The following is a 24,290-nucleotide window of genomic DNA, read 5'->3' as shown; positions in this document are numbered from 1 at the left end:
ATCCCATGGCGCGGGGGGCGGAAATACCCTCCGCGCATTTCTTTGAGCTGATCACTTGCGCGGGATGGGGGACCGGCGCATCGTTTTCCCGATGAACCGCCGCAACTTCCTCTACACCGGCCTCGCCGCCACCCTCGCCCTGCAAACCCAGAGACTCTTCGCCCTGGAAGGTGGCGCGGCGTTCCGGGACAACATCGGCATCCAGCTCTACACGCTCCGCAACGAGCTGAAGGCGGACACCGCCGCCACCCTGAAGGCCGTCGCCTACGCGGGCTACAAGCAGGTGGAGCCATTCGGCTTCCCGGACGCGGACGCCCTCATCAAGGGGTCGCAGGATGTCGGCCTGAAGATCAACTCCACCCACTTCCAGTGGGAGTCCGCCACCAAGCCGAAGGACGACAGCTTCTCCGACTTCCTCAAGATCGTCGAAAAGGCGAAGGGCCTCGGCCTTTCCCACCTCGTCGTACCCTACCTCCATGACGCCGACCGCAAGACGCTGGACGACTACAAGCGCGTGGCGGGCAACCTCAACAAGGCCGCCGCCAAGGCCAAGGAAGCGGGCATCCAGCTCTGCTACCACAACCACAACTTCGAGTTCCTGCCGCTCGAAGGTGGCAAGAGCGGCTTCGACATCTTCACCGAGGAGTTCTCCAAAGACATGAAGTTCGAGCTGGACCTCTTCTGGGTGAAGCTCGGCGGCATCGAGCCGACCGACCTCATCGCCAAGCTCGCCGGACGCGTGGAGCAGCTCCACCTCAAGGATCTCAAGGAAGGCATCAAGACCCCGGAATTCGGCAGCGTGCCGAAGGACGCGTTCAAGGAACTCGGCAACGGCATCATCAAAACCGAGCCGATCCTGGTCGCTGCGGAAAAGGCCGGCATCAAGCACTGCCACGTCGAGCAGGACCAGTCTCCGGACGCCCTCGCCAGCATCAAGCAGAGCATCTCCTATCTGAAGACGCTCTGAGCCAGTAAGGAGGGAGGACACTCCTGTCCTCCGACGGCATTGGCAAAATCCCATCGATCCACCATCTCCCAACGCGAGTGCGAAGGGAGGGTGTGTGGGAAACTGCCTTTGCTTGGTATTCCCAATGCCGCCGGAGAACAGGAATGGGAGCGGAGCGGACATAGCGGCAAAGCCGCAATGTCCTCCCTCCTCACTCATTCACAGTTCCTTGATCGTGATGTTCTTGAACGCCACTTTGTAAGGGCCGGTGCCCTTCTTGATGCTGTGGACCTGGAGGCTGATGAAGCCTTTCGGATGGCTCGCGAAAACCTTGTCATCCGTGAGGTCCTCGATGGCCTCGCCGTTGATGAAGACCTGGATGCGCGGGCCCTTGGCGATGATCTTGTAGTGGTTCCACGCGCCGTCCTTGAACTTCTTGTGCGGGACCAGTTTTTCCTTCTGCGTCATCCAGCCGCCGATGGCCTCACCGTAGATGTAGCCGGCTTCCGCACCTTTCTCGCCGCTTGCCTCGATCTCGACCTGCGGGCCGTTCACCCGTCCGTCCGGCTTCCCATCCTTCGTCTGGGAGCGGAGCATCACGCCGGAGTTGAGCTTGTCATCCACCTTCACGTCGAACTCCAGTTCGAAGTCACCGTAGTGCTTCTCGGTGGAGAGGAAGGAATTCGGGCTGCCTTCCGCCGTGGTGCCGACGATGGTGCCGTCGACGACTTCATACTTGGCGGTGCCGTTGTTCTGTTTCCAGCCGTCGAGGGTCTTGCCGTCGAACAGGGAAACCGCTTCCGCGGCGAAGGAGGAACCTGCGAGCAGGAGGGTGGCGAGGGAGGTGCTGAGGAGCGTGAGTTTCATGAATGGAGGAGAATTTACGGAGATCGGGGGATGATAGTTTCAGCAATAAAAGACGGCGGCCCGTCGGAATGACGGGCCGCCGGGTGAGATTCCGGGCGTCGGTTCAGAACGGGCTGCCGACGATGATGTAGCCGCCACTGGCCGGACGGTAGTAGGTGCCGCGGGATTCGTAGTAGCGTTCACCGCGGTGGGTCACCACGCGGGCACCGCTGGGCAGGGTGCGGATGACGGTGGTTTCACGGCCATGCGGGCCACGGTGGTAGCGGTCATGGTCATGACGGTCACGATCGTAACGATCCCTGCGGTCATAACGATCATATCCGCCCGGGCGTTCCACCACGACATAGCGGCGGCCTTGGGAGCGGTAGTAGATGTCGTTGTGGCGGTAGTAGCTCACGCCGCCGATGACTTCGGTGCGGTATCCGCCGGGCAGGGTGTCCACGACGTAGCCGGGACGATAGGTCGTCACCGTGGTGGTGGTCCCGCCGGTGTAATAGGGATCGACGCAGGAAGTGAGCAGAGCGGCGGCTCCCAGCGCGATGACGGAGAGGATGGTTGTGGAGGTTTTCATGGTGGTTCTTTGATGGACTGCCGGCTGGGCCGGAAATGTTCCTCTTCCTTTTGCAGATGGAATGCCACTTTTTGTAACATCATCATAATCAGTGATGAGTCATTCCGTGTCTCCCGATTTCCTCACCATGAAGTGTGATTTTTTGACGTGTTGCAAATATCATCCTGTGCATTTTGCACGGCTCTTGCTCTTACCGTGCCTCAGCCAGCAGTGCCCGGAGATCGAGCGGGCGGTTGTCCATCGCCAGTTCCCCGTCGGGGGTGAATGGCCACTCACCGCGCGGGCGGTCGCGGTAGAGTTCCACCCCGTTTTCGTCGGGATCCCGCAGGTAGATGGCTTCGCTCACCCCGTGGTCGCTGGCTCCGTCGATCTGGACACCCGCATTCACCAACCGGCGCAGGGCGTCCGCCAGCGACGGCCGGTCCGGGTAGAGGACAGCCAGGTGGAACAGCCCGGTCGCCCGCGGCGGCGGCGGCTGGCCGTTCAGGCTCTGCCACGTGTTCAGGCCGATGTGGTGGTGGTAGCCGCCCGCCGCGATGAAGGCCGCGCCCTTTCCATGGCGTTGCGTCACCTGGAAGCCCAGGATGCCGCAGTAGAAGGCGAGCGACCGCCCGATGTCCGCCACCTTCAGGTGGACGTGGCCGATGGTGGTGCGGGGGTCGATGGGAGGCGGATTCATGGCGGGAGCTTCGCCGTGATCGCAGGATGCGCAAACCGGTTACTCCGCGGAGCGCACCAACCGGAAGATGACCAGGCTGAACAGGCTCATCCCGATGGCGATGAGGCCCAGCCGGTTGAAGTGCAGGAGCTGCCCGCCCGCCCCCGTGGCCACGACCACCCCGCCGATGGCGGCAGTCACCCCGGAGGAAAGGTCGCGCGCGCAGGACACCAGGCTCATGTAGGCCCCGCGCCGGGACGACGGGACGGCCAGTGAGATGACCGCCTGCGCCGGGACGAAGCGCCCGCTGGCGAAGATGAAGAAGATCGCCGAATTGAGCAGCACATGCCACATCGGCAATGGACCGGAGGTGGTGAGGTGGTAGATGATGCCGCAGGCGAACGCCACCATCACGATGAACACCTTGTAGCGCCCATGTTGGTCGGCCAGTTTGCCCACCAGCGGGCCGGTGAAGATGGTCACCACGCCGCCCACCAGATAGACTAGGAACAGGTGCTTCTCCGGCAGCCCCACATTTCCGACCAGGTAGGGGGACAGGTAGGGGATGATCATGAAGTGGCCCGCCACGGCGGCCATCATCAGCACCAGCCCCATCCAGGCGTTCCCATCCCGCATCAGCAGCAGGAAATCATGGCCCGGCTTCGTGCTGCGGCTGGCCAGCAGGTGGCTGCGGACCGGCGGCAGGATGCGGAACAACATCACCCACACCACCGCGGCCAGCACGGCGATGACCAGGAACGGCGCCTCCCATTTCCAGATCTGCGCCATTTTCAGCCCCAGTGGCACGCCCAGCGCCGCCGCCGCGGAAAAGGCGGTCATGATGATGCCCATCCCCCGCGCCCGTCGTTCGGCCGGAACCACATCCGCGACGATGGCCATGATGGTCGCGCTGCTCACACCGCCGAACGCCCCGCACAGCGCGCGGGAAAGCATCAGCATCTCCGGCGTATGGGAAAGCCCGCACGCCAGCGTCCCCAGCGTGAACCCGGCGTAGCAGAACAGCAGCATGTGCCGCCGGTCGAACCGGTCGGTGAAGGGGGCCACCGCCAGCCCGACGATGCCCGCCGTGATGGCGAAGGCGGAAATGATGTTGCCGAACTCCGCCGGGGAAATGTGCAGCTCCCGCATCAGTTGCGGCCCCAGCGGCATGATCACCATGAAATCCATGATGTGCGTGAACTGCACGCACGCGAGCAGCAGCAGCAGATAGCGCTCCGGAACGGCGCGCTGGGCTTTCGGGGGGTCAATCATCCGTTTGAATGCGTGCGATTTACTCGCACCGCACCCGCCGCAAAGCAAGCATGGTCGCCGGAAAGTTACTTTTGCAGCGCCAGAATCAGGGCCATGACCATCAGCACGGCCCCCGCGATCTGCTTGGCGAACAGGCCGCCGGTCTTCCTCTGGCCCAGGCACCACAGGAAGATGACCGCCATCACCCCGCGGGTGCTGTAGGCCACGTTGCTGAGCGTCGGTTGGCGGAACTCACTGAAGGCGATGTTCACGATGAGCGCCTGCACGCCGAGCGTGACCCCCGCCGCGAGGAGGAACCACTTCACGTTCCCGCTGTGGGCCAGCGCCTTCACCTGCGGGATGCGGAAAGACAGCAGACCCAGAGACAGTGCCCCGCCGGTGGCGAAGAGGATGACCAGCCAACGCGGCCCGCCGATGTGGTGGGCCTGCCAGCCGGTCATGAAGTCATTGATCCCGAAGAACACGCACGCCAGCAGGGTGAAGCCCACCGTGGACCCGTGCTCCCGCCAACCGGCCAGCGTGCCACCCGCCACCATGTAGACGGAGACGCACGCCATGATCGCTGCGGGGATCAGGAACGGGCGGGAAGTTTCCAGCCCCACGGCGGTCGCCAGCGTGGCCACGATGATCAGCTTCACCCCCATTGCGGAGGAGTGGACGGCCAGGTCCCCGCCCTTCAGGGAGCGTGCGGAAAACCACTGGCCCATGAAAAAGAGGATGCCGTTCAGCACCGCCAGCCAGTCCTTCCCCTGGAGCATCCATCCGCCCTGCGGCTTCAGGTAGGCGGCGAAGATCGCGGCGGTGATGAGGTTGGAAACCGCGACGATCAGCGTCAGCCCCAGCCCGCCCCGCGAGCACCGCTGGATGAACACCCCCAGAAAGGGATGCAAGGCGGCACCGATGAGGGGCAACAGGATGGCGCCAGTGAACTCGGACACGCGCACCCGGATAGCGGGGAATCTTCCTGACGCAAACCAATTAAGGATTTTGAGGAAGGACGATGCGGTAGAACCGCCTCTCCGGGTGCGGTCCCGGCTCCGCGAAAATGTCGCTCCCGGTGGGCGCGATGCCTTCTTTCAGGAGTGACCAGTCGGTCAGGTTTCCGGAGGCTTCGTAGCGGTAGGCCCTCCCGGGCAGGAGGCCTGCGGCCGACAGGACCGAGGTGTCGGGGTGTTTCGATACCCTCAGGGATGGTTGGGCCGCCGAGCCGAACCGGATCCGGTGCTCCCCGGCGGGCAATGGCAGTGTGATGGTTCCCGCGCCGTCCGCAGCCACCGCCACCACGGAGTGGCCGACAAAGGCGGATGATGCGCCGGGCCACCTGACGGAGACCGTCCCCGGAGAATCGGTGGAGACCACCAGTCCTTGGGAGGTTCCCGCGGCCACCGCCGGGGAGGACGAGGAAAAGGACACATTTTCCGCCGAAAACGCCGTTCCCCTGTCGATGAAGAACCGCGCCGTGACACCGGCCACCGTCCGGACGTGGCATGCCGTCCCGGTCCAGGTGATGTTGCCCGAGGCAAGGGGCGCGGATGCCGTCGCGGACGTCAGGATGTGGTCTTCCGCAGTGCCCCAGTCCAGATCCATCCGGTGGTATCCCGCGCCGCTGGAACGGGTCGCGGCGGGACCGCCGGCCGCCGTGGCACGGGGAACCAGCACCGTGGCGAAATGGGCGCCGCCGGACTGGATCGGGTAGGTCGCGTAGAGGAACTTCCCCACAAAACTCTTCGCCGGATTGAGATTGGCGAAAACGCCATCCAGGAGCTGGACCCCGGAAGGAGGGGATGCCAGGTGGACGGTCAGGTAGGCGCCCGTGCCGGTGTCCCGTTGCACGAACCAGCGGTATTCCGCCCCGGGATCGACGGTGGTGACGTCCGCCGAAAACGGATGCAGCGCCATCTGTGCGTTGGTGCCGGACGCGGATACCACCCGGTCGAACAGGATCCAATGGCCGGGCAGGCCCAGAGCGGCGTCCGGATGGATGAAGGCCATCCCCCGCTGGTGGGTGCCCGAGGCCATCGCGCTGCCGGAGTCCCCCACCGCGTAGTCGATGCCCTCCGCCGTGAACCCGCGGACGATGCCCGCGCCGGATTTGGAAGCATGGTCGCGGGTGGCGGATGCGTTCGCCGCATTCGACACGGGATAGTCGATGAGCACGGTGTTTCCGCTGACCGCCCGGTTGTTGATGTAGGTCCAACTGAAGCCGAGCGAAGCGGATCCCGCCCCGGCGTATCCGGAGTTGCTAACCAGATGCTCTCCATGGCCGATGAGGCTGATGGAGTTCACCTCCTTGTGCGTGTGGCCTTCCGACCGCGTGAGGCAGAGCAGGCCGGAGGACAGGCCGCCGGGGTCGTCCGTGTTCTCGCGGAAGAACGCACCACCATCGGGAAAGATCCGGCTCGGGGCGTTGGCCGCCGGAAGATCACGCGTGGGCGTGCCAAGGAGGGCGTAGCCGAGCAAGGACGGCTGGGGGGATGGATCGACGATCAGGCGGTTCGCGTAGGTCTGGGCGGCGGCGGAGTACCTCCAGGCCCGGTATGCGGCCGTCGGGGAGTCCTGCGGATATTCCCCGGGCGGTCCCCAGAGCGGACGGTTGGCGGACGTGTCTCCGAAGACGTGCAGCTCTCCCTGGTGGCCGTAGGCGGAGCCATAGAGCCATTCATAGACACGCTGGATCTTCCGGTTCGGGTAGGTGTCCATCGCTCCCAAGCGCGCGAGGATGTCGGTGAGGGCATGCTTCTGCTCCCGGTCGAAGTAGTTGAGGCGTGCATTTCCGTAGCCGGGGCCGGCCAACATCACCCCGTCATCCGTGAACAGGTCCAGCAGGGCGGACATGTAGGAAGACACGTTCGCATGGTAGGCGGAGGCGTCACCCCGGTAGAGCGCCCAGAGGCAGCGCACCGACTGCGGGCTGGGATTCCAACCGGAGATCGAGTTCGCCAATGGCCCGACCAGGCCCTCGATCTGCAGCCGGGTCGCTTCCGGGATGTGGGCGTGCAGCACATCCAGCGCGAGGATGCAGGAGAAAAGGGTGGAGCCTACGGGCGTGTTCGCCTCCCACCCGCCGACGGCTCCGCGGGTATCGCGGATGTCCGTGAGACCGGCGATCATCTCCGCGGCGGCTTTGTCCGCGTGGGTGGCCGCGTTCGCCGGGTCGAGGATGGATGAGAGGGCGCAGGCGGAGACCACGGTTTTCAATCCCAGGACCTTGCTGCGGTAGGAGCCGCTGAAGGCGGGGTCATAGGTGAGCGTCGCCGCGGCTTGCAGCGCTTTCGCCTTCATGCCGGACCATGGTTCGCGGAGCGCCTTTTCCCTCCAGGCGGGGTATTCTTCCTCCGAGACGATCAGGAAAGGATGGGGAGGGTCCGGATCGACGGTGAAGGGGGTGGTCGCATCCACCTCATCCAGCGAGACTTCATGGGCCGTCCAGTCCGCGCCGCTCCTGCCCCTCTCCAGATGGACCGCCCGGACGGAGGAGGATGTGGGGACGCTCTGCCACCACGCGAGGTTGGTGGCGGAAGCGATCACCGTGCCTTGGTTTTGGTCTTCCAGCAGGATCGTGTAGGTGCCCGTGCCGGGATCCCCCTCGATCTCCACACGGTAGAGGAAATCATTTCCGGGATTTCCGTCGCCATAGACGGAGGGTTGGATGGCACCCGTTGTCCCGGGGACCGCCATCCATGCCGAAGAGGCGCCGTCGTAGGCTTCCAAGGTCCCTGACGGGGACGAGCGCAGGCTCAGGATCGGTTCGGAAGAACCGCGGAGGTTCACATTCATCCCGCGCAGCCCGCCTGCCGGGGCTTCCTGTGAGAAAATCAGGGACAGGCGGAAACGTCCGTCAAAGGGCGCGACGGTCTGTGCGAGGGCCTGCGTCGCGGACGCGCCGCCGGAGCCGAGGCGCGCGGCGAGATTCCCGTCCCCGATCCCGACCGGAGTCACAAGGCATCCGCTGAGCCGTTCCCAGGAGTCCGGCGCCTCCCCGCTCCATTGGTCGAATCCGCCGTTGGCCAGCCGCTCCAGCGCGGTGGCCGGCAGCGGGGCGGCCATGGCCCATGCGGCGAAGAGGATGCGCGGGATTCCCATCGGTCTTTTTCATAGCTCCGGAACCGCGCCGGATGCCAGCGGCAAAATGGCCTCAGCGCCTGCGGCGCAGGACGCCGAGCAACGGCAGCATCGCGAGAAGCGAGGTGGACGGCTCCGGGATGACATCCGCCATGTCCGCCCACTCCGTGCCGATCTTGAATTCATCGAAGATCACGGATTGGCCGGCGTCCGAGAGGTTGCTGGTCATCTTGAAGGTGCCCAGGGTCCAGCCGGAGTTTCCGGTTACGAAGAAGCCGGAGTTCTCGTCGCCGACCTCCAGGGCCGGGAGATTCGCATCTCCGAGGCTGAAGTCCGGATTGATGTAGAGCGTCATCCGGTCGCCGTTGGTGGTGCTCGTTCCTCCATCGAGGACGGAGTTCTCCAGCTTCAGGACGAAGCTACTCCGCCGTTCCTGTCGCCCACTGCGGGCTTGCGGAAGTCGCCGTATCGGCGCCGTAGCCGTTCATCCTGGAGGAACCATCCGCCATGACGTCCATGCCAAAGCTCCGTGAGTCTGATCCATTCGTCATGTTGAAATCCATGTAGAATGAGGTTTCCGCAGTCCGCCAGATGAGACCGCCGATGAAGAGGGTGTTGGTGAAGGCCGTGCTGGGGCCGACATCAAAGGCGCGGGAGAACCCTTTGGATGATCCGGCTCCCCCGGAGCGGAAAAGGTTGAGCTGGCCTGTGGTGGTGGTCAGTCCGGTGTAGGACAACTGGGAATCCTCCAGCCTCGCGTAGACCGTCGAACTGATGTTCGTGGTATAGTCCCAGGCTCCGGCAAAGCCGGGGACGAATGGAGCCTGACCCACTTCCGAACCCTCCGGACCATCCTTGTAGTTGGTGTCGTCGTCGTAGAACAGCGCGTCGGAGTTGCCCGAGGCGGGATTCTTGTATCCGCCGCCCTGGGCGCTTGGAACCGCTTTGTAGGCGGTGCTGTCGAATCCGTCATACACCAGCAGGGCCGCGTGGAGGGGGGCGGTGGATGAGAAAACAAGCGGAATGAGAAGGCGTAGGTGGGTTTTCATGGCTTCGGAGAATGGGATTGGTTTTTGGGTTTCCAATCCCACGGGACGAGGCCGGTCAGTGCAAACCCCGAAGGGTCACACGAAGGTGGGTGTTCAAACGATGGCTTGAAGGGACTCCAGAATCAGCACCGGCGTCCGCATTTCGTCCGATTTCGCCCGGTCCAGTGTCAGGGTCAGGCACCAGTCATTGAGATCGTCCGGGTCGATGAGCGTCTGGTGGATGGTGGCGCCGTCTTCCGCGAGGTGGGTGTGGCGGGCGTTGCGCGCCTCCGGGTCCAGGCGGATCTGCGGGTGGGTTTCGTGGTATTGGTCCAGCAGGCGCAGCAGCCTTTCATTGGTCCACGGCTTGCCATCGGAGTCGGCCGGTTCCACCAGGGAGAGGGCGGTCTCCGTCTGGTAGCGGGCCAGGGCGGTGACCAGTGTGAGGAGGTGGTTGCGGAGCTGGCGGCTGAAGGCGGGCTGGTCCTTCGTGTAGGGGATCTTCGCCTTGAACGCGCGGAGCTTTTCCTCCGCCGCGGAGTGGTCCTGCACGGCTTCCGGGTTTTTCAGCGTTTCCCATTCGTCCAGCAGGCTGGAGTCGGTGTGCCGGACGATGAGTTCGAGGAAGGACTCCACCTCATGCAGCGCCTCCGTCTTCAGGTGGTCCGGGACGGTCTGGGACAGCACCTTGTAGACTTCGGAAAGGTGGCGCAGCAGCACCGCTTCCGTGCGCTCCAGCTTGTAGGTCTTCACGTAGTCCTCGAAGGATTGGTAGTTCGCCACCATCTCGCGGGCCACGCACTTCGGACGGACGTTCTCGTTGGCCAGATAGGGGTGCCGGAGCTTGAATTCGTTGAAGGTGGCGTAGATGAACTCCTTCCCGGGCTTCGGCCATTCCACTTCCTCCAGCCGGGCGATGCGGTCGTCGTATTCCACGCCCTCGTCCTTCAGTTGGGCCATGAGTTCCGTCTTCAGCAGGTCCACCTGCTTGCGGAGGACGGCGTCCGGGTTCTCAAGGATGGCCTCGATCAGGGAAAGGACGTCCAGCGCGTAGTCGTCGGATTCGCGGTCGAGCTGCGGGATGGCATCCAGCAGCCACAGGCCGAGCGCGTGGTTGATGGAGAAGTCCTCCGGCAGGTCGATGTCCAGGATGACCTTGCGCGGGCCGGTGCGCTTCGCCGGAGGCAGGATGTGCAGGATCTTCGCGCCGACGAGACCCCGGAAAAGGGTGAACGCCTGCTTCCGCAGCGCGCGCTGGCGGGACGGGGTTTCATGGGAATCCGTGATGAGCTTTTTCAACGCGGCGCATCCATCCTCCTCCGTCCGTGACAGCACGTTCAGCAGGATGCCGTGGTTGATGTTGAAGCGGGAGACCAGCGGCTCCGGTGGCGAGGTGATGAGCTTGCGGAATGTGGCCTCCTCCCAGTGGACGTAGCCTTTCTCCGGCGGCTTCCGTTTGACGAAGGACTTCTTCTTGTTCGGGTTCGCGTTGGCCTTCTCCTCCAGCTTCAGGTTCTCGATGACGTGCTCCGGGGCCTGGCAGACCACGTAACCGATGTCGTCGAAGCCACGCCTGCCGGCGCGCCCCGCGATCTGGCGGAAATCCCGCACGGCCAGGATCTTCGTGCCGCGTCCGTCATACTTGCACAGGCCGGTCAGCATGACCGTGCGGATGGGGACGTTCACCCCCACGCCCAGGGTGTCCGTGCCGCAGACCACCTTCAGCAGGCCGCGTGCGGTCAGCTTCTCCACCAGCAGGCGGTACTTCGGCAGCAACCCGGCGTGGTGGATGCCCACGCCATGGCGCAGGATCTTGGAAAGCTCCCGGCCATAGGGACTGCGGAAGTCCGCCGCATCCAGCGCGCGGGCGATGGCGGTTTTCTCCTCCTTCGTGCAGAAGTTGGTGGAGAGCAGGTTGCGGGCGGTCTCCGCGCACGCGTTCTGGGTGAAGTGGACCAGATAGACCGGCGCGCGGCCGCCGTCCACCAGCTCCGCCACCATCTCCTCCAGCGGGGTGGTGGAGTAGGTGAACTCCAGCGGCACCGGCCGTTGGTCGGACTGCACCAGCACCGTGGGTGCGCCGGTCAGGTCCGTGAGCTGCTTTGAGAAAAACGAGGAGTCGCCCAGCGTCGCGGACATCAGCAGGAAGCGCGCCTTTGGCAGCGTCAGCAGCGGGATCTGCCATGCGGCCCCGCGGCTGTGGTCCGCGTAGTAGTGGAACTCGTCCATGATGACGTCGTCCACATGCGCCGCCGCCCCGTCCCGGAGGGCGATGTTCGAGAGGATCTCCGCCGTGCAGCAGAGGACGGGCGCCTTCGGGTTCACGGTGGAGTCCCCGGTCAGCAGCCCCACGTTCTCCGGACCCAGCACGTTGCACAGCGACAGGAACTTCTCGTTCGCCAACGCCTTGATCGGCACCGTGTAGTACGACCGCCTGCCCTGCGCCAACGACTTGAACTGCATGGCCAGCGCGACGAGGGATTTCCCGGATCCGGTGGGTGTGTCGAGGATCACATTCTTGTCCTGGAACAGCTCCAGGATGGCCTCCTCCTGGTGGGCATAGGGCTCCGTTCCGGTCCCCGCGAGAAAGTCGAGGAAGGCGTTCAGGATGTCATCCGGGGACGGATTCTCCGGGAGATCTGCGGTGGAAAGGGCGGACGGCATGAGGAGGCGCTGGGGCGGCCGTCTTCCGACGGGCCGTTTTTAGGGTGGTGCGCGGGACATCGTTGGCTATGGTGGCCGTCCCGCGAAGGGAAATTATGGCGATCCACGGAGAAGAATTGGCATTGGCGTGTGCGAAGGCGGCTGACGGCATCCAGGCGGAGAACATCCGCGTCTGGGACATGCGCGGCGTATCCAACCTGACGGACTACATGATCGTCTGCTCCGGCAACTCCATGCCCCACCTGCGTGCGGTCATCCGGGACATCGCCTCCGTGGTGGAGGAAAACAACGGCAACACCCCGTCCTTCACCGAAGGCAAGGCCGACACCCGCTGGGTCGTCCTCGACTACGTCGATGTCATGGTCCACGTCATGCACCAGGAAATGCGCGACTTCTACGCCCTCGAGGAGCTCTGGGCGGACGCGAAGGAAGTGGACTGGAAGTCCCGCTGATCCGCCGTCAACGCGGCGGCATCAGGAGGGGCGGCTGCTCTCCCCCGCTTTCCGGTGGCGGAGGCCCTCTTCCCCAAGCGACCCCAAAGAAAAAAGCGGACCGGTTGCCCGGCCCGCTTTTCCTGTGAATCCGTGAACCGTCTCAGGAAACCAGCTCGAAGCCCTTGCGGTAGCTGCCCTTGAGCAGGGCGTTGGCTTCCTCCGCGCCGGTGCCGTTGAATTTCTCGTTCGCGGTGTCCAGCGTCAGGGACTTGCCGACGGACAGCGGGGTCTTGGCGAGGTCCACGCCGTTGGCTTCCAGGTGGGTCACCATGCGGTCGAAGGCATCCTTCGCCGCCGGGTTGGTGAAGCCCGCATCCCCTTCCTTCAGGCCGCCCTTGGCGCCCAGCTTCCAGGAAATGTTGCCGATGTGGGCCAGCGCGGCGGAGAGGTGGCCGGACTCGACCTGGCGCTCCTTCGCGATCTTCCCGGAGTGGATGGAGTCGATGAAGTTCTGCATGTGCGGGGACGCGCCGTTGAACTCCTTGATCTTCTTGCCGTCCTTGTCGAACGCCGCGCAGGAACCACCGTGGCCGCCGGCGAGCCAGCCGCCTTCGCACTCGATGATATTGCCGAGATCGACACCCTTGTACTTGTCCATGCCGCCTTCCCAGTTGAGGCCCTTGGCCGGCAGGCCGCGGACTTCGAACAGGATCGGCGCCGGAGCGTAGTCCAGCCAGACGATCTGGGTGTTCGCCCAGTCACCGTCGTCCTCATAGCCGAGGCGGCCGCCTGCGGAGATCACCGACGCCGGAAGGAGCTCCGGATCCCCGATGAACATGCGGCAGACGTCGAGCTGGTGCGGGCCCTGGTTGCCCAGGTCGCCGTTGCCGTAAGGTTGCTGCCAGTGCCAGTCGTAGTGGAACCTTTCCCGGGAAACCTGGGCGATTTCACGCGGGCCGCACCAGAGGTCGTAGTTCACGTTGGACGGAGGAGCCTTCGGTGCGGCGACCTTGCCGATCGCCTTGCGCGGCTTGTAGCAGAAGCCGCGGGCGAGGGTCACCTTGCCGATGCCGCCTTCCTTCACCCACGCGGCGGCGTCCAGCCAGCCGGTCTCCGAGCGGCGCTGGAACCCGTGCTGGATGATGACCTTGTGCTTCTCCGCGGCGAGCGCGAGCTGGCGGCCTTCCCAGACGTTGTGGGAAACGGGCTTCTCCACATAGACGTGCTTGCCGTTGGCGGCGGCGGTGGAGGCGATGAGGGCGTGGGTGTGGTTCGGCGTGGCGATGACCACCGCGTCGATGTCCTTCGACTCGCAGCACTTCCGGTAGTCGTCGAACTTGGTGACCTTGACGCCCTTCTTGTCGAGCGCGTCGGCGGTCTTGTCGAGGACGCCGGAATCGACGTCGCAGAGGGCGACGACGCGGGCGCCCTTCGCCTTGAGAACTTGCTCAAGGAGCGCCTTGCCCCGGCCGTTGAAGCCGATGATGGCGACGCGGGCATCCCCGTTCGCGCCCTGGGCGCGGGCCAGCGGGGAGAGGAGCGAGAAGGTTCCGGCGAACGCGGAAGTGCTGATGAAACGGCGGCGGTTCATGGATGTGCGGGTTTGGTGGGTTTGTGAGCGTTGGGTTCAGTTTTTCGAGAAGGATTCCCAGAGTTTGCCGAGCTCGGCGGACTTCAGGTCCCCGTGGTGGACGACGATGCTGTAGCGGAAGGTCATGGATTCGCCCTTCTTCAGCGCGTGGTCGCCCAGGGTGGGCTGGTCCTTCTTGCCTTCGAAGTCGTGGATGCCGAAGGGGTTGGCGGAAACGAGACCGTAGTCCCGCACGTGCCAGTAGGTCGGGTAGCGGAAGTTCTTCGGGTGGTCGAACAGGGCGGCGACGACGGGTTCACCCTTCTCGTCCGGGCCGTGGTAGGCCACCCAGTCGGCGCGTTTGCCCCAGGTATCGGCGTCGGTGACACCCTTGCTGTCGATGATGTGGGCTTTCGCCTGCTTGCCCTTCAGGCGGAGCGTCCGGTCCATGCGGAACGCGAACATGCCTTCCTTCGTGTCGCCGAAGGTGACGTCCTCCGCGGCGGTCAGCGCGCAGGTGAACTCCAGCGCACTGGTGGTGGCGTTGATCTTGCGGACGGTGATGGTGCGCTTCTCGTCGATCAGCTTTTTCCCGTGTGCCTGCCATTCCAGGTCCGCGGTGAAGGTGACGCTGTCGGCGGCGGTCTTCGTCTCCGCTTCGAATCCCTTGTGGATGATGGTCGGGTTGCCCTCGCCCTTCATCGCCCAGAAGTCCGCGCCGTTGACCGCGCCGTGGCCCATCCACACGGATCGGTGGTGGGGGTGGTCGGTCGCTTCCTCCGCGATGCCTTCCTTCGTCGGCCAGTGGCGGGTCAGGTTCGCGCCGGAGGGCGAAAGAAGCGGATAAAGATAGGGGACCTTCCAGTCCGTGCGGTACTCGGTGATGAGCTTCCCATCATCGGTGACCTTCATCGAACCTTCCGATTTTTCGAGCTTCAGGTCGGCGTAAGAAGAGGCCGAGCATGCGAGAAAAATTGTAAGCAATCTTTTCATGAGTTTCCTGATACGTAGGGGTTGGGTGGAAATCATGCGAGAAAAGAGATGTTTTTCAGCGGAGATTTCCGGAATAGTTTCAGGAGTGGAGCGTCCCAACAGTCGATGAGTGAGTTCGCGGAATTGGTAGATTCCTATTATCAGGCGTTGTTCCGGTTCGGAATGTCGCTGACGCGCAACGCCGACCGCGCCGCGGATCTGGTGCAGGAGACCTTCTGCATCTGGGCGGAAAAAGGCGACCAGCTCCGGGACCGCTCGAAGGCGAAGACCTGGCTTTTCACCACGCTGCACCGGGAATTTCTCAGCCAGCGGCGCCACGCCGCGAAGTTTTCCGACACCGAGCTGAACGAGGAGATCATCTGCGAGGCGGAAGCCCCCCAAGGGGACGCGGAGCGGCAGATGGATGGTTCCCGCGCGCTGGAGATCCTCGGCACGCTGGATGAAACCTACCGCGCCCCGGTGGCGCTTTTCTACCTCCAGCAGCACAGCTACAAGGAAATCGCGGCGATCCTGGAGATCCCCATCGGCACGGTCATGTCCCGGCTTTCCCGGGGGAAGGAAATGCTCCGCAAGCAGATGACCGCGGAGCCGGCGAGCGCGCCGAAGAACATCCTGCAACTCGAACCGGAGGCGCTGGGCAAACGCCATGGATAAGGACGAGGCAAAATTCCTGCTGGGCAGCTTCCGGCCTGATGGTGCGGACGCGGGGGATGAGGACTTCGCCGCCGCCCTCCAACTCGCCGCGGAAGACCGTGAGCTGGGTGAGTGGCTGGCCGGTGAACGGTCGATGGATGCCGCCTTCGCGGCGGCCCTCGGCTCGGTCGCGCCGCCCGCTTCACTCAGGGACGATATCCTCGGCCTGGAGACCACCGGATTCGGCGGTATCCCGCAGGCGGAAACCGGGCTCGACGCCTGGATGATCGGCAGTCTGGCGTCCATGGCCGCCCCGGAGGGTCTCCGTGGACGGGTGCTGGCTTCGATGGCGACCACCGCGCAACCCCGCCAGCCGGGTGCCGGTTGGTGGCGGAAGGCGGCATGGCCTGTGGCGGCTGCCGCAGGTGTGGCACTGGCATTTCTCTTCACCATCGACCGGAGTGTCGATCCGCTGCCGACCGCGGCGATCATCCCGGCCTCCACGACGGTGCCGGTGGATGTGGTCCAGGCGAGTTTCATCCGGACTTTCGAGTCCCCCTTGTTCGGCTTCGACGAGCACCGGCAGCCTCATGGCGAGCTGGTCGAGATCCTGGAGAAAAAGAAGCTGCCCTGCGCGAGGCGCCTGCCCCCGGGATTGGTCGGCGTGCAGTGCGAGGGCTGCCGTGAAATGGTGATCGACGGGAAGCGCGGTTCGCTCGTCTGCTTTGATGATCCGGTCAACGGCCGGGTCCACCTCGTCATCTTCAAGCGGTCCGACGTCTGCGGCGAGCTGCCGACGAGGGACAATCCCGCACTGTCCCAAAATGGCCCGTGGGCGGTCGCCCGCTGGATCGACGGGGACCAGGTCTACGTCTTGCTGGGCTCCCGCCCGCTGGAAAAGCTGGCCACCCTGTTCTGAGGGTCGGCCTGGGAAATCACGGGCGCTTGGCGATCTGGCGGCGGAACAGAGGCACCAGCTCCGCGTCCATCCAGGCGAAGGCCGCATCCAGCCCGCCTTCCAGGAACAGCTTGCCGATGGAGGCTTCCACCCGTGTCGGGTTGCCGAAGGCGCTGAGGAACTCGTTGGACGTCATGCGGGTGAACCATTCGCCATCCATCATGTTCCGCTCCCGCAGGACGAACTGGCGGGCGAAAAGGGCCAGCACCGCATCACCGATCCAGGCATTGGCGCGTTCCAGGCGGATTTCTTCGTCTTTGCTGCTCACGCGGGAAGAATGCCGCTCAAGGAACGGGCCGCGAGATTTTTCGCATCCTTTCCGCATTCATGCGGTCCCGCAGGCGGGATTCGGAATCCGCGTCCCAATACCCCGGCTGGAGCTCGAGAAAAACCGAGGAATAGGGAAGGGCCGTCTGGGTGCGGATGACCAGCACGTCGAAGCTGCGGCTGGCATCCTCCAGCAGGGTCAGCAGGGACTGCTGCTCCAGTTCCGTGGTTTCGTGGCCATGGAGGGCCTCCTTCGTCCGTTTCCGCATCTCCTCGATGCCCGGCGCGAAGTCGTTTTCGACCGACCGCTGTTCCCTCGGCAAGTAGACCTGGGGCCGGACGTGCTGGGTCTGCTCCATCGCATTCAGCACATAGTCAACGGCTTCGGGGATCTCCACATCCGCCGTCACCTGACGGAAGCCATGACGGCTGTGGGCGGGGAACGAAGCCTCCGCGATAATGATCCAGTTCCGGTAGCCGAGCTGGCCCACCTGGCGGTTCACCGCGTCCTTCCACGTCGGTTGCTTCGGATACAACCCGCAGCCCAGTGATGAGAAAGCCATCACGCAGGTCAGGATCCATCGGCAGGCGCGCATCGGGAAGCAGTTAAGTCCCTCTCCGCAGGACTGTCAATGTATGGACCATGGGGTTTCTTGCTCCGGAGGATTCTTCCGGCTTTGTTTTGGCAGGAAAATGAACCAAGATGGCGGGACGATGGCCGCCAGTGATCCGAGGAAACCCACAGCCGTCTGGAAGGGCGGCGGGGTTCTGGAACTGGCTGGGGATTGGACCCGGAACGGACCGCCCGCCGAGGTTTCCGGAGAGGCTCCGGAAAGCGCTCCCGCTTCGTACGACACTTCCTCCCTGGGACGGTATGATTCCATGCTGCCTGCTTTCCTGTTCGCCCTTTACCGGGGGCTTCCAGAGGGTGCATCGCAGGAAAAACCTCCGCTCGATGGTCTGCCGGACGACCTCCGGGGCTTGATGGAACTCGCCCTCGCCGTTCCGGAACGGAGTGAGGCGAAGTCATCCGGGCGGGAGGAGTCGGAGATCGTCAAGCTGGGCAGGGTTTCGCTCAACATCGCCCGGGGCATCGGGTGCCTGACTGACTTTGTCGGGGAATCCGTACTGGCGCTGGGACGCTTCTTCACGGGCCGGGCGCGGTTCCGCTGGAGGGATTTCTGGGTAGTCGTCCAGCAGTGCGGGGCACAGGCCCTGCCGATCGTCTCCCTCATCAGCTTCCTCATCGGCCTGATCCTCGCGTTCGTTGGGAATGTCCAGTTGGCGAATTTCGGCGCGAACCTCTACGTGGCGGACCTTGTCGGGATCGCCATGGTGCGGGAGATGGGCGTGGTGATGACCGCCATCATCATGAGCGGGCGGACCGGCGCCGCCTTCGCCGCCAACATCGGAAGCATGAAGGCGAACGAGGAGATCGACGCGCTGAAGACCTTCGGCTTCGACCCGTTCGATTTCCTGGTGCTGCCCCGGCTGCTCGCGCTCATCATCATGATGCCCATCCTCACGGTCTACGCGAACGTGGTGGGCATCCTCGGCGGCATGCTGGTGGGGGCTGCGGTGGGCATCCCTCCCATCCTCTACTGGCATGAGACGCTCACGGCGGTCACCATCACCACCGCCTCCCTCGGCGTGTTCAAGAGCTTCTTCTTCGGTGCGGCCATCGCCATCGCCGGTTGCCTCCACGGCATGCGTGCCGGGAATTCCTCCGCGGCCGTCGGGGAGGCGACGACCAAGGCGGTGGTGGCGGGCATCACCGCGGTCATCGTCCTGGATTCCGCCTTCGCCGCCATTTTCACCCTTCTCGAAATCTGACCCATGGAGGCTCCCAACGCGAAAATATCCGTCCGCGGCCTGACCATGGCTTATGGTTCCTTCGTCGTGATGAAGGACCTCAACTTCGACATCAAAGACAAGGACATCTTCATCATCATGGGGGGGTCCGGTTGCGGGAAAAGCACCTTGCTGCGCCACCTCATCGGCCTGCGGGAACCTGCGGAAGGTGAGGTTTTCTATGACGGGAAGAACTTCACGCGGACCGATCCCTCGGAGCGCGGCGCGTTCATCAACCGCTTCGGCGTGATGTACCAGTCCGGCGCGCTGTGGTCGTCCATGACGCTGGCGGAGAACATCGCCATGCCCATCGAGGAGAACACGGACCTCGATCCGAAGTCGGTCGCGGATCTGGTTTCCTACAAGCTCGCGCTGGTGGGTTTGTCCGGTTACGAGGACTACTACCCGTCCCAGGTGAGCGGCGGGATGAACAAGCGCGCGGGCATCGCGCGGGCGATGGCGCTGGATCCGGACATCCTGTTCCTGGACGAGCCGGGGGCCGGTCTGGATCCGCTCAGCTCCCGCCGGCTGGATGACCTCATCCTGCGTCTGCGGGACAGCCTGGGGTCCACCATCGTCATCGTGACCCATGAGCTGGCCAGCATTTTCGCCGTAGCCAACAACTCCATTTTCCTCGATACTGCGACAAGGACACAAGGCGCCACCGGGAATCCGCGGGAACTCCGCGACCATTCCGACAACCCGGCCGTCCGTGTGTTCCTCAACCGCGGCGACGATCCAGAAGCCAGCAAGCCATGAGCAAGAAAGCCAATCCCACGGTCATCGGAGCGTTCACCCTCATCGGGTTGATCCTCGCGGGTTTCGCCGTCGTCGCCTTCGGTGCCGGGAAATACTTCGAGCGGACCCACGACATCCTCATCTTCTTCGAGAAGAGCGCGAACGGCCTGCTGGTCGGCTCGGATGTACGGTTCGGCGGTGTCCGCATCGGAAGTGTGAAGCGCATCAGCGTGCTGGTGGACTCCGACAACAACCGCAAGATCATCCCGGTGGTGGTGGAGCTGACGGACAAGGCCATCCGCGACATCGGCACCACCAGCGGCAGGCCCATCGACTTCTCGGATCCGGAACGGGTGGAGGACGCCGTGAAACGCGGTCTCCGCGCGGGGATGAAGCAGCAGAGCCTGCTGACCGGCCAACTCTATGTGGAGTTCGACATGCTGCCGGACTCGGAGGGATTCACCTACCAGCCGCGGAGGGATCCGGGGATGCCCATCGTTCCCAGCGTGGGCACGGAAATGGACGAACTCATCGCTGGCATCTCCAGCGGTCTGGAAAAGTTCAACTCCCTGGACCTGGAAGGCATCATCAAGGATCTCCGTGACACCATCGTGGTGGCGAAGCAGCAGGTGGCGGCGCTGAACATGAAGGAGATCAATGACAACGTCGTGGCCATCACCAAGGACATCCAGGCGATCACCGGCAACGACAAACTCAACAGCGCCATCGACAGCCTCGACGCGTCGCTCAAGGAGATCAACGAGCTCACCGCGAAGGTCAACGCGGGCATCGACCCGATGATGGCGGACTTTTCCGCCGTGCTGAAGCGGGCGGACGAGAGCCTGCAGAAAATCAACGAGACCGCGGCGGAGCTCAGCCATGTCAGCAATCCGCGCGCGCCGGTACTCATGCGCTTCCAGAACGTGCTGGAGGAGACCGAGCGCGCCTCCAGGGCCATCAAGGAGCTGGCGAACGACCTGAAGCGGAACCCGAACGCGCTGATCTCCGGCAAGGAGAACGAATAACGGGACAGCGCACGACCACCAATCATCATGAAAGCCCTCCTCTGCCTCCTCCCGTTCCTTCTTTTTTCCTGCAACGTGCTCCAGCCGGTGAAGGACACCTCCGTCACCTACCTGCTGGATCCTGCCATTCCGGATAGGACGCCGTCGGCTTCCACGCCGGCGGTGGCCATCAACCGGCCATCGCTGCCGAGCTATCTGGACCGCCAGCAGATCGTCACCCGGGTGAAGGCGGGGGAGCTGAAGATGAGCAGCTACCACCTGTGGGCGGAGCCGCTCGACACCGGCATCGCCCGTGTGGTCTCCATGAACCTGACCCGCCTCACCGGGTCAACGAACATCCAGCCGATCAACAACTTCGTCACCCTGGAATACACCTCGCTGGTGGAGCTACGCATCTCCCAGTTCGAGCCTGCCGACGGTGACCGGGTGGTGCTTGCCTGCACCTGGAAGGTCCAGCCCGTGCATGGCCGTCCGCTGCAACCCCGCAACTTCCGCACGGAGGTTCCGTTCACTCCGTCCGCGGACAAATTGGATCTCGCTCCAAGGATCGCGGCGATGAACGAGGCCCTCGCCCGTCTTTCACGGGTGATCGGGGGATCCCTCTGAAAGGGAGACCATCCTCCGGATCGTCACTCTTCAATCTTACCTCACCAACCCTTGGCAATTCGGAGAATTGCCTTCCTTTCCCATGAACATCGGCGTTCCCACTGAGATCAAGGCACAGGAAAACCGCGTGGCCATGACCCCCGGGTCGGTGGTGGAGCTGGTGAGGCGCGGGCACTCCGTGCTCGTCCAGCGTGGAGCCGGAGCGGGATCGAGCTATCCGGATGACCAATATGAAAAGGCAGGCGCCCTCCTCGTGGAGGACGCGCCCGCCGTCTTCGCGGCAGCGGATCTCATTGTGAAGGTGAAGGAACCGCAGCCGGGGGAGATTGCCATGCTGGAGCCCCGCCACCTGCTTTTCACCTACCTCCACCTCGCGGCCAGCAAGCCGCTTACGGAATCGCTGATGGCCAGCGGCTGCACCGCGCTGGCCTATGAGACGCTGGAGGTGAACCGCCACCTGCCGCTGCTGGAACCGATGAGCGAGATCGCGGGACGCATGGCCGCCATCGTCGGTTCCTACCACCTGGCGAAGCATGCGGGAGGGCGTGGCATCCTGCTGGGCGGCGTCCCGGGTGTCGCACCCGGACGGGTGGTGGTGCTGGGTGGTGGCACCGCCGGGGTGAATGCCGCCCGCGTCGCCACCGGCATCGGCGCGGACGTCACCATCCTCGAAGTGGACTTCGAGCGCATGCGCTTCCTGGACATCACCATGGGCGGGCACACGGTCTATTCGAACCAGGCGAACCTCGCCGACCTCCTGCCGCGTGCGGACCTGGTCATCGGCGCGGTCCTGGTGCCGGGCGCGAAGGCCCCGAAGCTGATCACCCGTGAAATGCTCCGCCTCATGCCGCGCGGCAGTGTGTTCGTGGACATCGCCGTGGACCAGGGCGGCTGCGCGGAAACCACGCGCCCCACCACCCATGACGACCCGACCTATGAGGAGGAGGGCGTTCTTCACTACTGCGTGGCCAACATGCCGGGCGCGTATGCCCGCACCGCCACCCAGGCGCTCAACAACGTGACCCACCCGTGGATCTCGCTCATCGCGGACAAGGAGCTGGCGGGTGCCTGCGAAGCCCGGCCGGAGCTCCACTCCGCGATCAACATCCTGGACGGAAAGCTGACCTGCAAACCGGTGGCGGAAGCGCACGGGCTCCCTGCCGGGGAGCTTCAGCCGACCGTGTGAATGACGGCCTGCGGCTGCTGGATACGGATCTGTTTGCAGATCGGCTTGTTCTCCTTCTCATCGCGGATGACGAGGATGTAGCCGTCCAGGTTCAGGCCTTCCACCAACCGCCGGAGGACCATCCGGACGTCGTTGTCCGAGGTGAACCTGTACCAGGGAAAGCGCAGGTCCACGGCCATCACGTAGTGTTTCCAGTTCGCGAACTCACGGTGCTCCTTGCAGACCAGCCATGCGCTGCGGACACTTTTCTCTCCGGCCAGGAGTTCACGGATCTCCCCGATCTTTTTCTCATCCAGGCCGTGCGGGAGGAAGGTGTCGCGCTTGGTCAGATTGTTGCGCGCGTGCATTGCGGAGGACATCCGCTCATCATGGAGGTCGGCCCGCCGTTTCATCTCCCTCACGGCGTCATGGTTCCCCTGCCGGTCATGGTAGGCGGCCATCGCGCCCAGGCACTCCAGCGTGTCCGTCGGATCTTCCGCCAGCCGTTCCATGATCCGCAGTCCGGATGGATCGTCATGTTCCAGCAAGTACTGTCCCGTGATGAATGACGCCGCCTTGTGGTCCGGATGGCGGATGGCGTAGTCCCGCAGAGCCGGGAAGACGGCATCGATCCCCTCCGTCTCCAGGCGGAGGATGATACGCTTCCACCCGGTCTCCCCGCTGTCACCGCCCTCCGTCGTGGGGGTGAGTTCCTGCAGTTTGCCCGGGACTCCGCGCGGCTCTTGTGGGTGGATTGCCAGTCGTCCAGGACGAATCGCTGCCACTCGCCGCTGAATGCTTCCCGCGCGCGGGCCGAGAGATCCGCGCCGAGGAGCGCGTCCGATGCATGGGCGCGCAGGGTCGGGAGTGTGCGTGAGTCCACCGGCATGCCCAGCGTCCGGACCCGGTCGCTCAGGCTCGGGTGCGTGTCGGACGTTCCCGTGGAGATGGAGAAAGCGTGGGACAGCCAGCGGGAAGCCGCCGCCGGTTCCGGATCGGTCCGGAGGAAATCCTTCATCTCGCCGAAGATCGCCGACGGAGGCTGCGGTTCGTCGGCCACCCGCAGGTTGATGTTCTTCCAGAACACGTCCTCGAGATGGCGGGCGCGGAGATCAATGCGCTGCAGGGCGCGGGCGGATGTGGCGGGGGAGGTCACCTTCGCCGCGAAGGCGTCCGCCTGATACTCGTTGGATCGGGAAAGGACGAAGGCCCTGGCGTTGAAACGCGGCCAGAACCAGACGAAGAACTTCTTGAGTGGCGCGATGAGGAATCCATCCTTCTGGAATATCCCTTCCGCCGCGCGTTCCCATGTCACACGGATGCGGTAGATCCAGTTGCCGGTGCTGCCGTCCTTGCTGGAAAGATGGCTGAACTCGTGGGCGAGCACCGCCTTGAACTCCTCCGGCTCCAGCGCGTCCATCAGCGGCAGGCCCAGGCTCAGGTAGTTCCGGTGCATGCCGAATATGCCTGCCAGCGGCAGTTGCACCACGGAGGCGTTGAGATCGTTCGTGAGGAGAACCTTGTGGAAGCGCACTCCTCCAGCGGCTTCGGAGATGTCATCGATCATCCCGAAGAGGGCGGGGGCTTCATCCCGCGTGATCTCGCGCCCTTGCGGCGGGTGCAGGCGGTTCCAGAGACTGCGGAACAGCGTCAGTGAAAGCGCGCCCGCCGCCACGCCCAGCACACCGCCGAACTTGATGGTGACCACGTTCGGATGGAGGATGATGAAGAACACGCAGCCCGCCAGCAGCGCCAGGCTGCACACGATGGCGACGGAAAGCACGACGTAGCCAAACAGCGCCCACCGGATGGAGGACCGGGTCAGCGCATCCCTCCGGCCACGGAATTTCTCCTCCAGCCCCTCCACCAGTTGGTCGAACTCCACGCGTGTCATGGCGCGATGGTCCGGGGGGGGGCGGAGGTCGTCAATACGGCAGGAGTGGAGAAACCGTTCGATTGGAAGAATCTCCGGCGCGGATCGC

The 24,290-nt window shown here is 64.2% G+C and carries 24 protein-coding genes; 9 read left to right on the top strand and 15 right to left on the bottom strand.

Annotated elements, in window-relative coordinates; all coding sequences use genetic code 11:
* Positions 1-91: 91 nt before the first annotated feature.
* Positions 92-967: a sugar phosphate isomerase/epimerase family protein gene (locus OVA24_RS00590; protein ID WP_267672453.1), complete on the top strand. Its 876-nt coding sequence runs from the start codon at positions 92-94 to the stop codon at positions 965-967.
* 198 nt (positions 968-1,165) lie between these two features.
* On the opposite strand, the gene OVA24_RS00585 is transcribed toward OVA24_RS00590, so the two are convergent.
* The 9 genes from OVA24_RS00585 to OVA24_RS00545 all read right to left on the bottom strand — a co-directional run bounded on the left by OVA24_RS00585 (position 1,166) and on the right by OVA24_RS00545 (position 12,068).
* Positions 1,166-1,813, bottom strand: coding sequence for a 3-keto-disaccharide hydrolase (locus OVA24_RS00585; RefSeq protein ID WP_267672452.1), 648 nt, complete (start codon positions 1,811-1,813; stop codon positions 1,166-1,168).
* Between the two features lie 103 nt (positions 1,814-1,916).
* Positions 1,917-2,384 carry a DUF6515 family protein gene (locus OVA24_RS00580; protein ID WP_267672450.1) on the bottom strand — a complete coding sequence of 156 codons (468 nt, stop codon included), beginning with the start codon at positions 2,382-2,384 and terminating at the stop codon, positions 1,917-1,919.
* 190 nt (positions 2,385-2,574) lie between these two features.
* Positions 2,575-3,063, bottom strand: a complete 489-nt coding sequence (locus tag OVA24_RS00575) for a VOC family protein (RefSeq protein WP_267672448.1) — start codon at positions 3,061-3,063, stop codon at positions 2,575-2,577.
* A 39-nt stretch (positions 3,064-3,102) separates the two neighbouring features.
* Entirely contained in the window at positions 3,103-4,314 is a 1,212-nt protein-coding gene (locus OVA24_RS00570; protein ID WP_267672447.1) for an MFS transporter, read from the bottom strand.
* Positions 4,315-4,379: 65 nt separating this feature from the next.
* Complete coding sequence (locus OVA24_RS00565) at positions 4,380-5,252, bottom strand: DMT family transporter (RefSeq protein ID WP_267672445.1); 873 nt, start codon at positions 5,250-5,252, stop codon at positions 4,380-4,382.
* 40 nt (positions 5,253-5,292) lie between these two features.
* Entirely contained in the window at positions 5,293-8,397 is a 3,105-nt protein-coding gene (locus tag OVA24_RS00560) for a hypothetical protein (RefSeq protein WP_267672443.1), read from the bottom strand.
* A 52-nt stretch (positions 8,398-8,449) separates the two neighbouring features.
* Positions 8,450-8,731: a PEP-CTERM sorting domain-containing protein gene (locus tag OVA24_RS00555; RefSeq protein WP_267672441.1), complete on the bottom strand. Its 282-nt coding sequence runs from the start codon at positions 8,729-8,731 to the stop codon at positions 8,450-8,452.
* Positions 8,732-8,795: 64 nt separating this feature from the next.
* Positions 8,796-9,425: a hypothetical protein gene (locus tag OVA24_RS00550; protein WP_267672439.1), complete on the bottom strand. Its 630-nt coding sequence runs from the start codon at positions 9,423-9,425 to the stop codon at positions 8,796-8,798.
* Positions 9,426-9,518: 93 nt separating this feature from the next.
* A complete protein-coding gene (locus OVA24_RS00545) occupies positions 9,519-12,068 on the bottom strand; it encodes a DEAD/DEAH box helicase (protein ID WP_267672437.1) in 2,550 nt (849 codons plus the stop codon).
* A 95-nt stretch (positions 12,069-12,163) separates the two neighbouring features.
* Here OVA24_RS00545 and rsfS point away from each other — a divergent pair, with 95 nt between their 5' ends.
* Positions 12,164-12,520: a ribosome silencing factor gene (gene rsfS, locus OVA24_RS00540; RefSeq protein ID WP_267672435.1), complete on the top strand. Its 357-nt coding sequence runs from the start codon at positions 12,164-12,166 to the stop codon at positions 12,518-12,520.
* Between the two features lie 142 nt (positions 12,521-12,662).
* On the opposite strand, the gene OVA24_RS00535 is transcribed toward rsfS, so the two are convergent.
* Positions 12,663-14,093, bottom strand: coding sequence for a Gfo/Idh/MocA family protein (locus OVA24_RS00535; protein ID WP_267672433.1), 1,431 nt, complete (start codon positions 14,091-14,093; stop codon positions 12,663-12,665).
* A 36-nt stretch (positions 14,094-14,129) separates the two neighbouring features.
* Positions 14,130-14,984, bottom strand: a complete 855-nt coding sequence (locus tag OVA24_RS00530) for a DUF6807 domain-containing protein (protein WP_267672431.1) — start codon at positions 14,982-14,984, stop codon at positions 14,130-14,132.
* A 186-nt stretch (positions 14,985-15,170) separates the two neighbouring features.
* On the opposite strand from OVA24_RS00530, the gene OVA24_RS00525 reads away from it, so the two are divergent.
* Together OVA24_RS00525 and OVA24_RS00520 are read left to right on the top strand one after the other, a co-directional pair.
* Complete coding sequence (locus OVA24_RS00525; protein WP_267672429.1) at positions 15,171-15,719, top strand: RNA polymerase sigma factor; 549 nt, start codon at positions 15,171-15,173, stop codon at positions 15,717-15,719.
* Positions 15,712-16,617, top strand: coding sequence for a hypothetical protein (locus tag OVA24_RS00520; RefSeq protein ID WP_267672427.1), 906 nt, complete (start codon positions 15,712-15,714; stop codon positions 16,615-16,617). Before OVA24_RS00525 ends, OVA24_RS00520 begins: the two co-directional genes overlap by 8 nt.
* Before the next feature lie 16 nt (positions 16,618-16,633).
* Here the strand turns inward: OVA24_RS00520 and OVA24_RS00515 are convergent, their stop codons facing one another.
* Together OVA24_RS00515 and OVA24_RS00510 are read right to left on the bottom strand one after the other, a co-directional pair.
* Positions 16,634-16,924, bottom strand: coding sequence for a ribonuclease III domain-containing protein (locus tag OVA24_RS00515; RefSeq protein WP_267672425.1), 291 nt, complete (start codon positions 16,922-16,924; stop codon positions 16,634-16,636).
* A gap of 16 nt (positions 16,925-16,940) precedes the next feature.
* Complete coding sequence (locus OVA24_RS00510) at positions 16,941-17,519, bottom strand: RbsD/FucU domain-containing protein (RefSeq protein ID WP_267672423.1); 579 nt, start codon at positions 17,517-17,519, stop codon at positions 16,941-16,943.
* Positions 17,520-17,616: 97 nt separating this feature from the next.
* Here OVA24_RS00510 and OVA24_RS00505 point away from each other — a divergent pair, with 97 nt between their 5' ends.
* From OVA24_RS00505 to ald, 5 genes are all read left to right on the top strand, one after another.
* Positions 17,617-18,756, top strand: a complete 1,140-nt coding sequence (locus OVA24_RS00505; protein ID WP_267672422.1) for an MlaE family ABC transporter permease — start codon at positions 17,617-17,619, stop codon at positions 18,754-18,756.
* 3 nt (positions 18,757-18,759) lie between these two features.
* Positions 18,760-19,533 carry an ABC transporter ATP-binding protein gene (locus tag OVA24_RS00500; RefSeq protein ID WP_267672421.1) on the top strand — a complete coding sequence of 258 codons (774 nt, stop codon included), beginning with the start codon at positions 18,760-18,762 and terminating at the stop codon, positions 19,531-19,533.
* Positions 19,530-20,537 carry an MlaD family protein gene (locus tag OVA24_RS00495; protein WP_267672420.1) on the top strand — a complete coding sequence of 336 codons (1,008 nt, stop codon included), beginning with the start codon at positions 19,530-19,532 and terminating at the stop codon, positions 20,535-20,537. Before OVA24_RS00500 ends, OVA24_RS00495 begins: the two co-directional genes overlap by 4 nt.
* 27 nt (positions 20,538-20,564) lie before the next feature.
* The gene (locus OVA24_RS00490; RefSeq protein WP_267672419.1) at positions 20,565-21,143 is read left to right on the top strand and encodes a PqiC family protein; all 579 of its coding nucleotides are present in this window, start codon (positions 20,565-20,567) and stop codon (positions 21,141-21,143) included.
* A gap of 82 nt (positions 21,144-21,225) precedes the next feature.
* Complete coding sequence (gene ald / locus OVA24_RS00485) at positions 21,226-22,329, top strand: alanine dehydrogenase (RefSeq protein ID WP_267672417.1); 1,104 nt, start codon at positions 21,226-21,228, stop codon at positions 22,327-22,329.
* On the opposite strand, the gene OVA24_RS00480 is transcribed toward ald, so the two are convergent.
* Positions 22,314-22,820 carry a hypothetical protein gene (locus OVA24_RS00480; RefSeq protein WP_267672415.1) on the bottom strand — a complete coding sequence of 169 codons (507 nt, stop codon included), beginning with the start codon at positions 22,818-22,820 and terminating at the stop codon, positions 22,314-22,316. The two genes, ald and OVA24_RS00480, sit on opposite strands and share 16 nt — an antisense overlap.
* The gene (locus tag OVA24_RS00475) at positions 22,727-24,202 is read right to left on the bottom strand and encodes a M48 family metallopeptidase (RefSeq protein WP_267672413.1); all 1,476 of its coding nucleotides are present in this window, start codon (positions 24,200-24,202) and stop codon (positions 22,727-22,729) included. The genes OVA24_RS00480 and OVA24_RS00475 overlap by 94 nt, the downstream gene beginning before the upstream one ends.
* Between the last annotated feature and the right edge of the window lie 88 nt (positions 24,203-24,290).

It is taken from the genome of Luteolibacter sp. SL250 (assembly GCF_026625605.1).
In the GTDB taxonomy this organism is placed as follows: Bacteria; Verrucomicrobiota; Verrucomicrobiia; order Verrucomicrobiales; family Akkermansiaceae; genus Luteolibacter.
This window is presented reverse-complemented; position numbering and strand designations above follow the sequence as displayed.

Bases quoted from the DNA above. Each gene is read 5' to 3' on its own strand.
- OVA24_RS00590 (WP_267672453.1), top strand. From the start codon at position 92: ATGAACCGCCGCAACTTCCTCTACACCGGCCTCGCCGCCACCCTCGCC.
- OVA24_RS00585 (WP_267672452.1), bottom strand. From the start codon at position 1,813: ATGAAACTCACGCTCCTCAGCACCTCCCTCGCCACCCTCCTGCTCGCA.
- OVA24_RS00580 (WP_267672450.1), bottom strand. From the start codon at position 2,384: ATGAAAACCTCCACAACCATCCTCTCCGTCATCGCGCTGGGAGCCGCC.
- OVA24_RS00575 (WP_267672448.1), bottom strand. From the start codon at position 3,063: ATGAATCCGCCTCCCATCGACCCCCGCACCACCATCGGCCACGTCCAC.
- OVA24_RS00570 (WP_267672447.1), bottom strand. From the start codon at position 4,314: ATGATTGACCCCCCGAAAGCCCAGCGCGCCGTTCCGGAGCGCTATCTG.
- OVA24_RS00560 (WP_267672443.1), bottom strand. From the start codon at position 8,397: ATGGGAATCCCGCGCATCCTCTTCGCCGCATGGGCCATGGCCGCCCCG.
- OVA24_RS00555 (WP_267672441.1), bottom strand. From the start codon at position 8,731: ATGACGCTCTACATCAATCCGGACTTCAGCCTCGGAGATGCGAATCTC.
- OVA24_RS00550 (WP_267672439.1), bottom strand. From the start codon at position 9,425: ATGAAAACCCACCTACGCCTTCTCATTCCGCTTGTTTTCTCATCCACC.
- OVA24_RS00545 (WP_267672437.1), bottom strand. From the start codon at position 12,068: ATGCCGTCCGCCCTTTCCACCGCAGATCTCCCGGAGAATCCGTCCCCG.
- rsfS (WP_267672435.1), top strand. From the start codon at position 12,164: ATGGCGATCCACGGAGAAGAATTGGCATTGGCGTGTGCGAAGGCGGCT.
- OVA24_RS00535 (WP_267672433.1), bottom strand. From the start codon at position 14,093: ATGAACCGCCGCCGTTTCATCAGCACTTCCGCGTTCGCCGGAACCTTC.
- OVA24_RS00530 (WP_267672431.1), bottom strand. From the start codon at position 14,984: ATGAAGGTCACCGATGATGGGAAGCTCATCACCGAGTACCGCACGGAC.
- OVA24_RS00525 (WP_267672429.1), top strand. From the start codon at position 15,171: ATGAGTGAGTTCGCGGAATTGGTAGATTCCTATTATCAGGCGTTGTTC.
- OVA24_RS00520 (WP_267672427.1), top strand. From the start codon at position 15,712: ATGGATAAGGACGAGGCAAAATTCCTGCTGGGCAGCTTCCGGCCTGAT.
- OVA24_RS00510 (WP_267672423.1), bottom strand. From the start codon at position 17,519: ATGCGCGCCTGCCGATGGATCCTGACCTGCGTGATGGCTTTCTCATCA.
- OVA24_RS00505 (WP_267672422.1), top strand. From the start codon at position 17,617: ATGAACCAAGATGGCGGGACGATGGCCGCCAGTGATCCGAGGAAACCC.
- OVA24_RS00500 (WP_267672421.1), top strand. From the start codon at position 18,760: ATGGAGGCTCCCAACGCGAAAATATCCGTCCGCGGCCTGACCATGGCT.
- OVA24_RS00495 (WP_267672420.1), top strand. From the start codon at position 19,530: ATGAGCAAGAAAGCCAATCCCACGGTCATCGGAGCGTTCACCCTCATC.
- OVA24_RS00490 (WP_267672419.1), top strand. From the start codon at position 20,565: ATGAAAGCCCTCCTCTGCCTCCTCCCGTTCCTTCTTTTTTCCTGCAAC.
- ald (WP_267672417.1), top strand. From the start codon at position 21,226: ATGAACATCGGCGTTCCCACTGAGATCAAGGCACAGGAAAACCGCGTG.
- OVA24_RS00480 (WP_267672415.1), bottom strand. From the start codon at position 22,820: ATGGAACGGCTGGCGGAAGATCCGACGGACACGCTGGAGTGCCTGGGC.
- OVA24_RS00475 (WP_267672413.1), bottom strand. From the start codon at position 24,202: ATGACACGCGTGGAGTTCGACCAACTGGTGGAGGGGCTGGAGGAGAAA.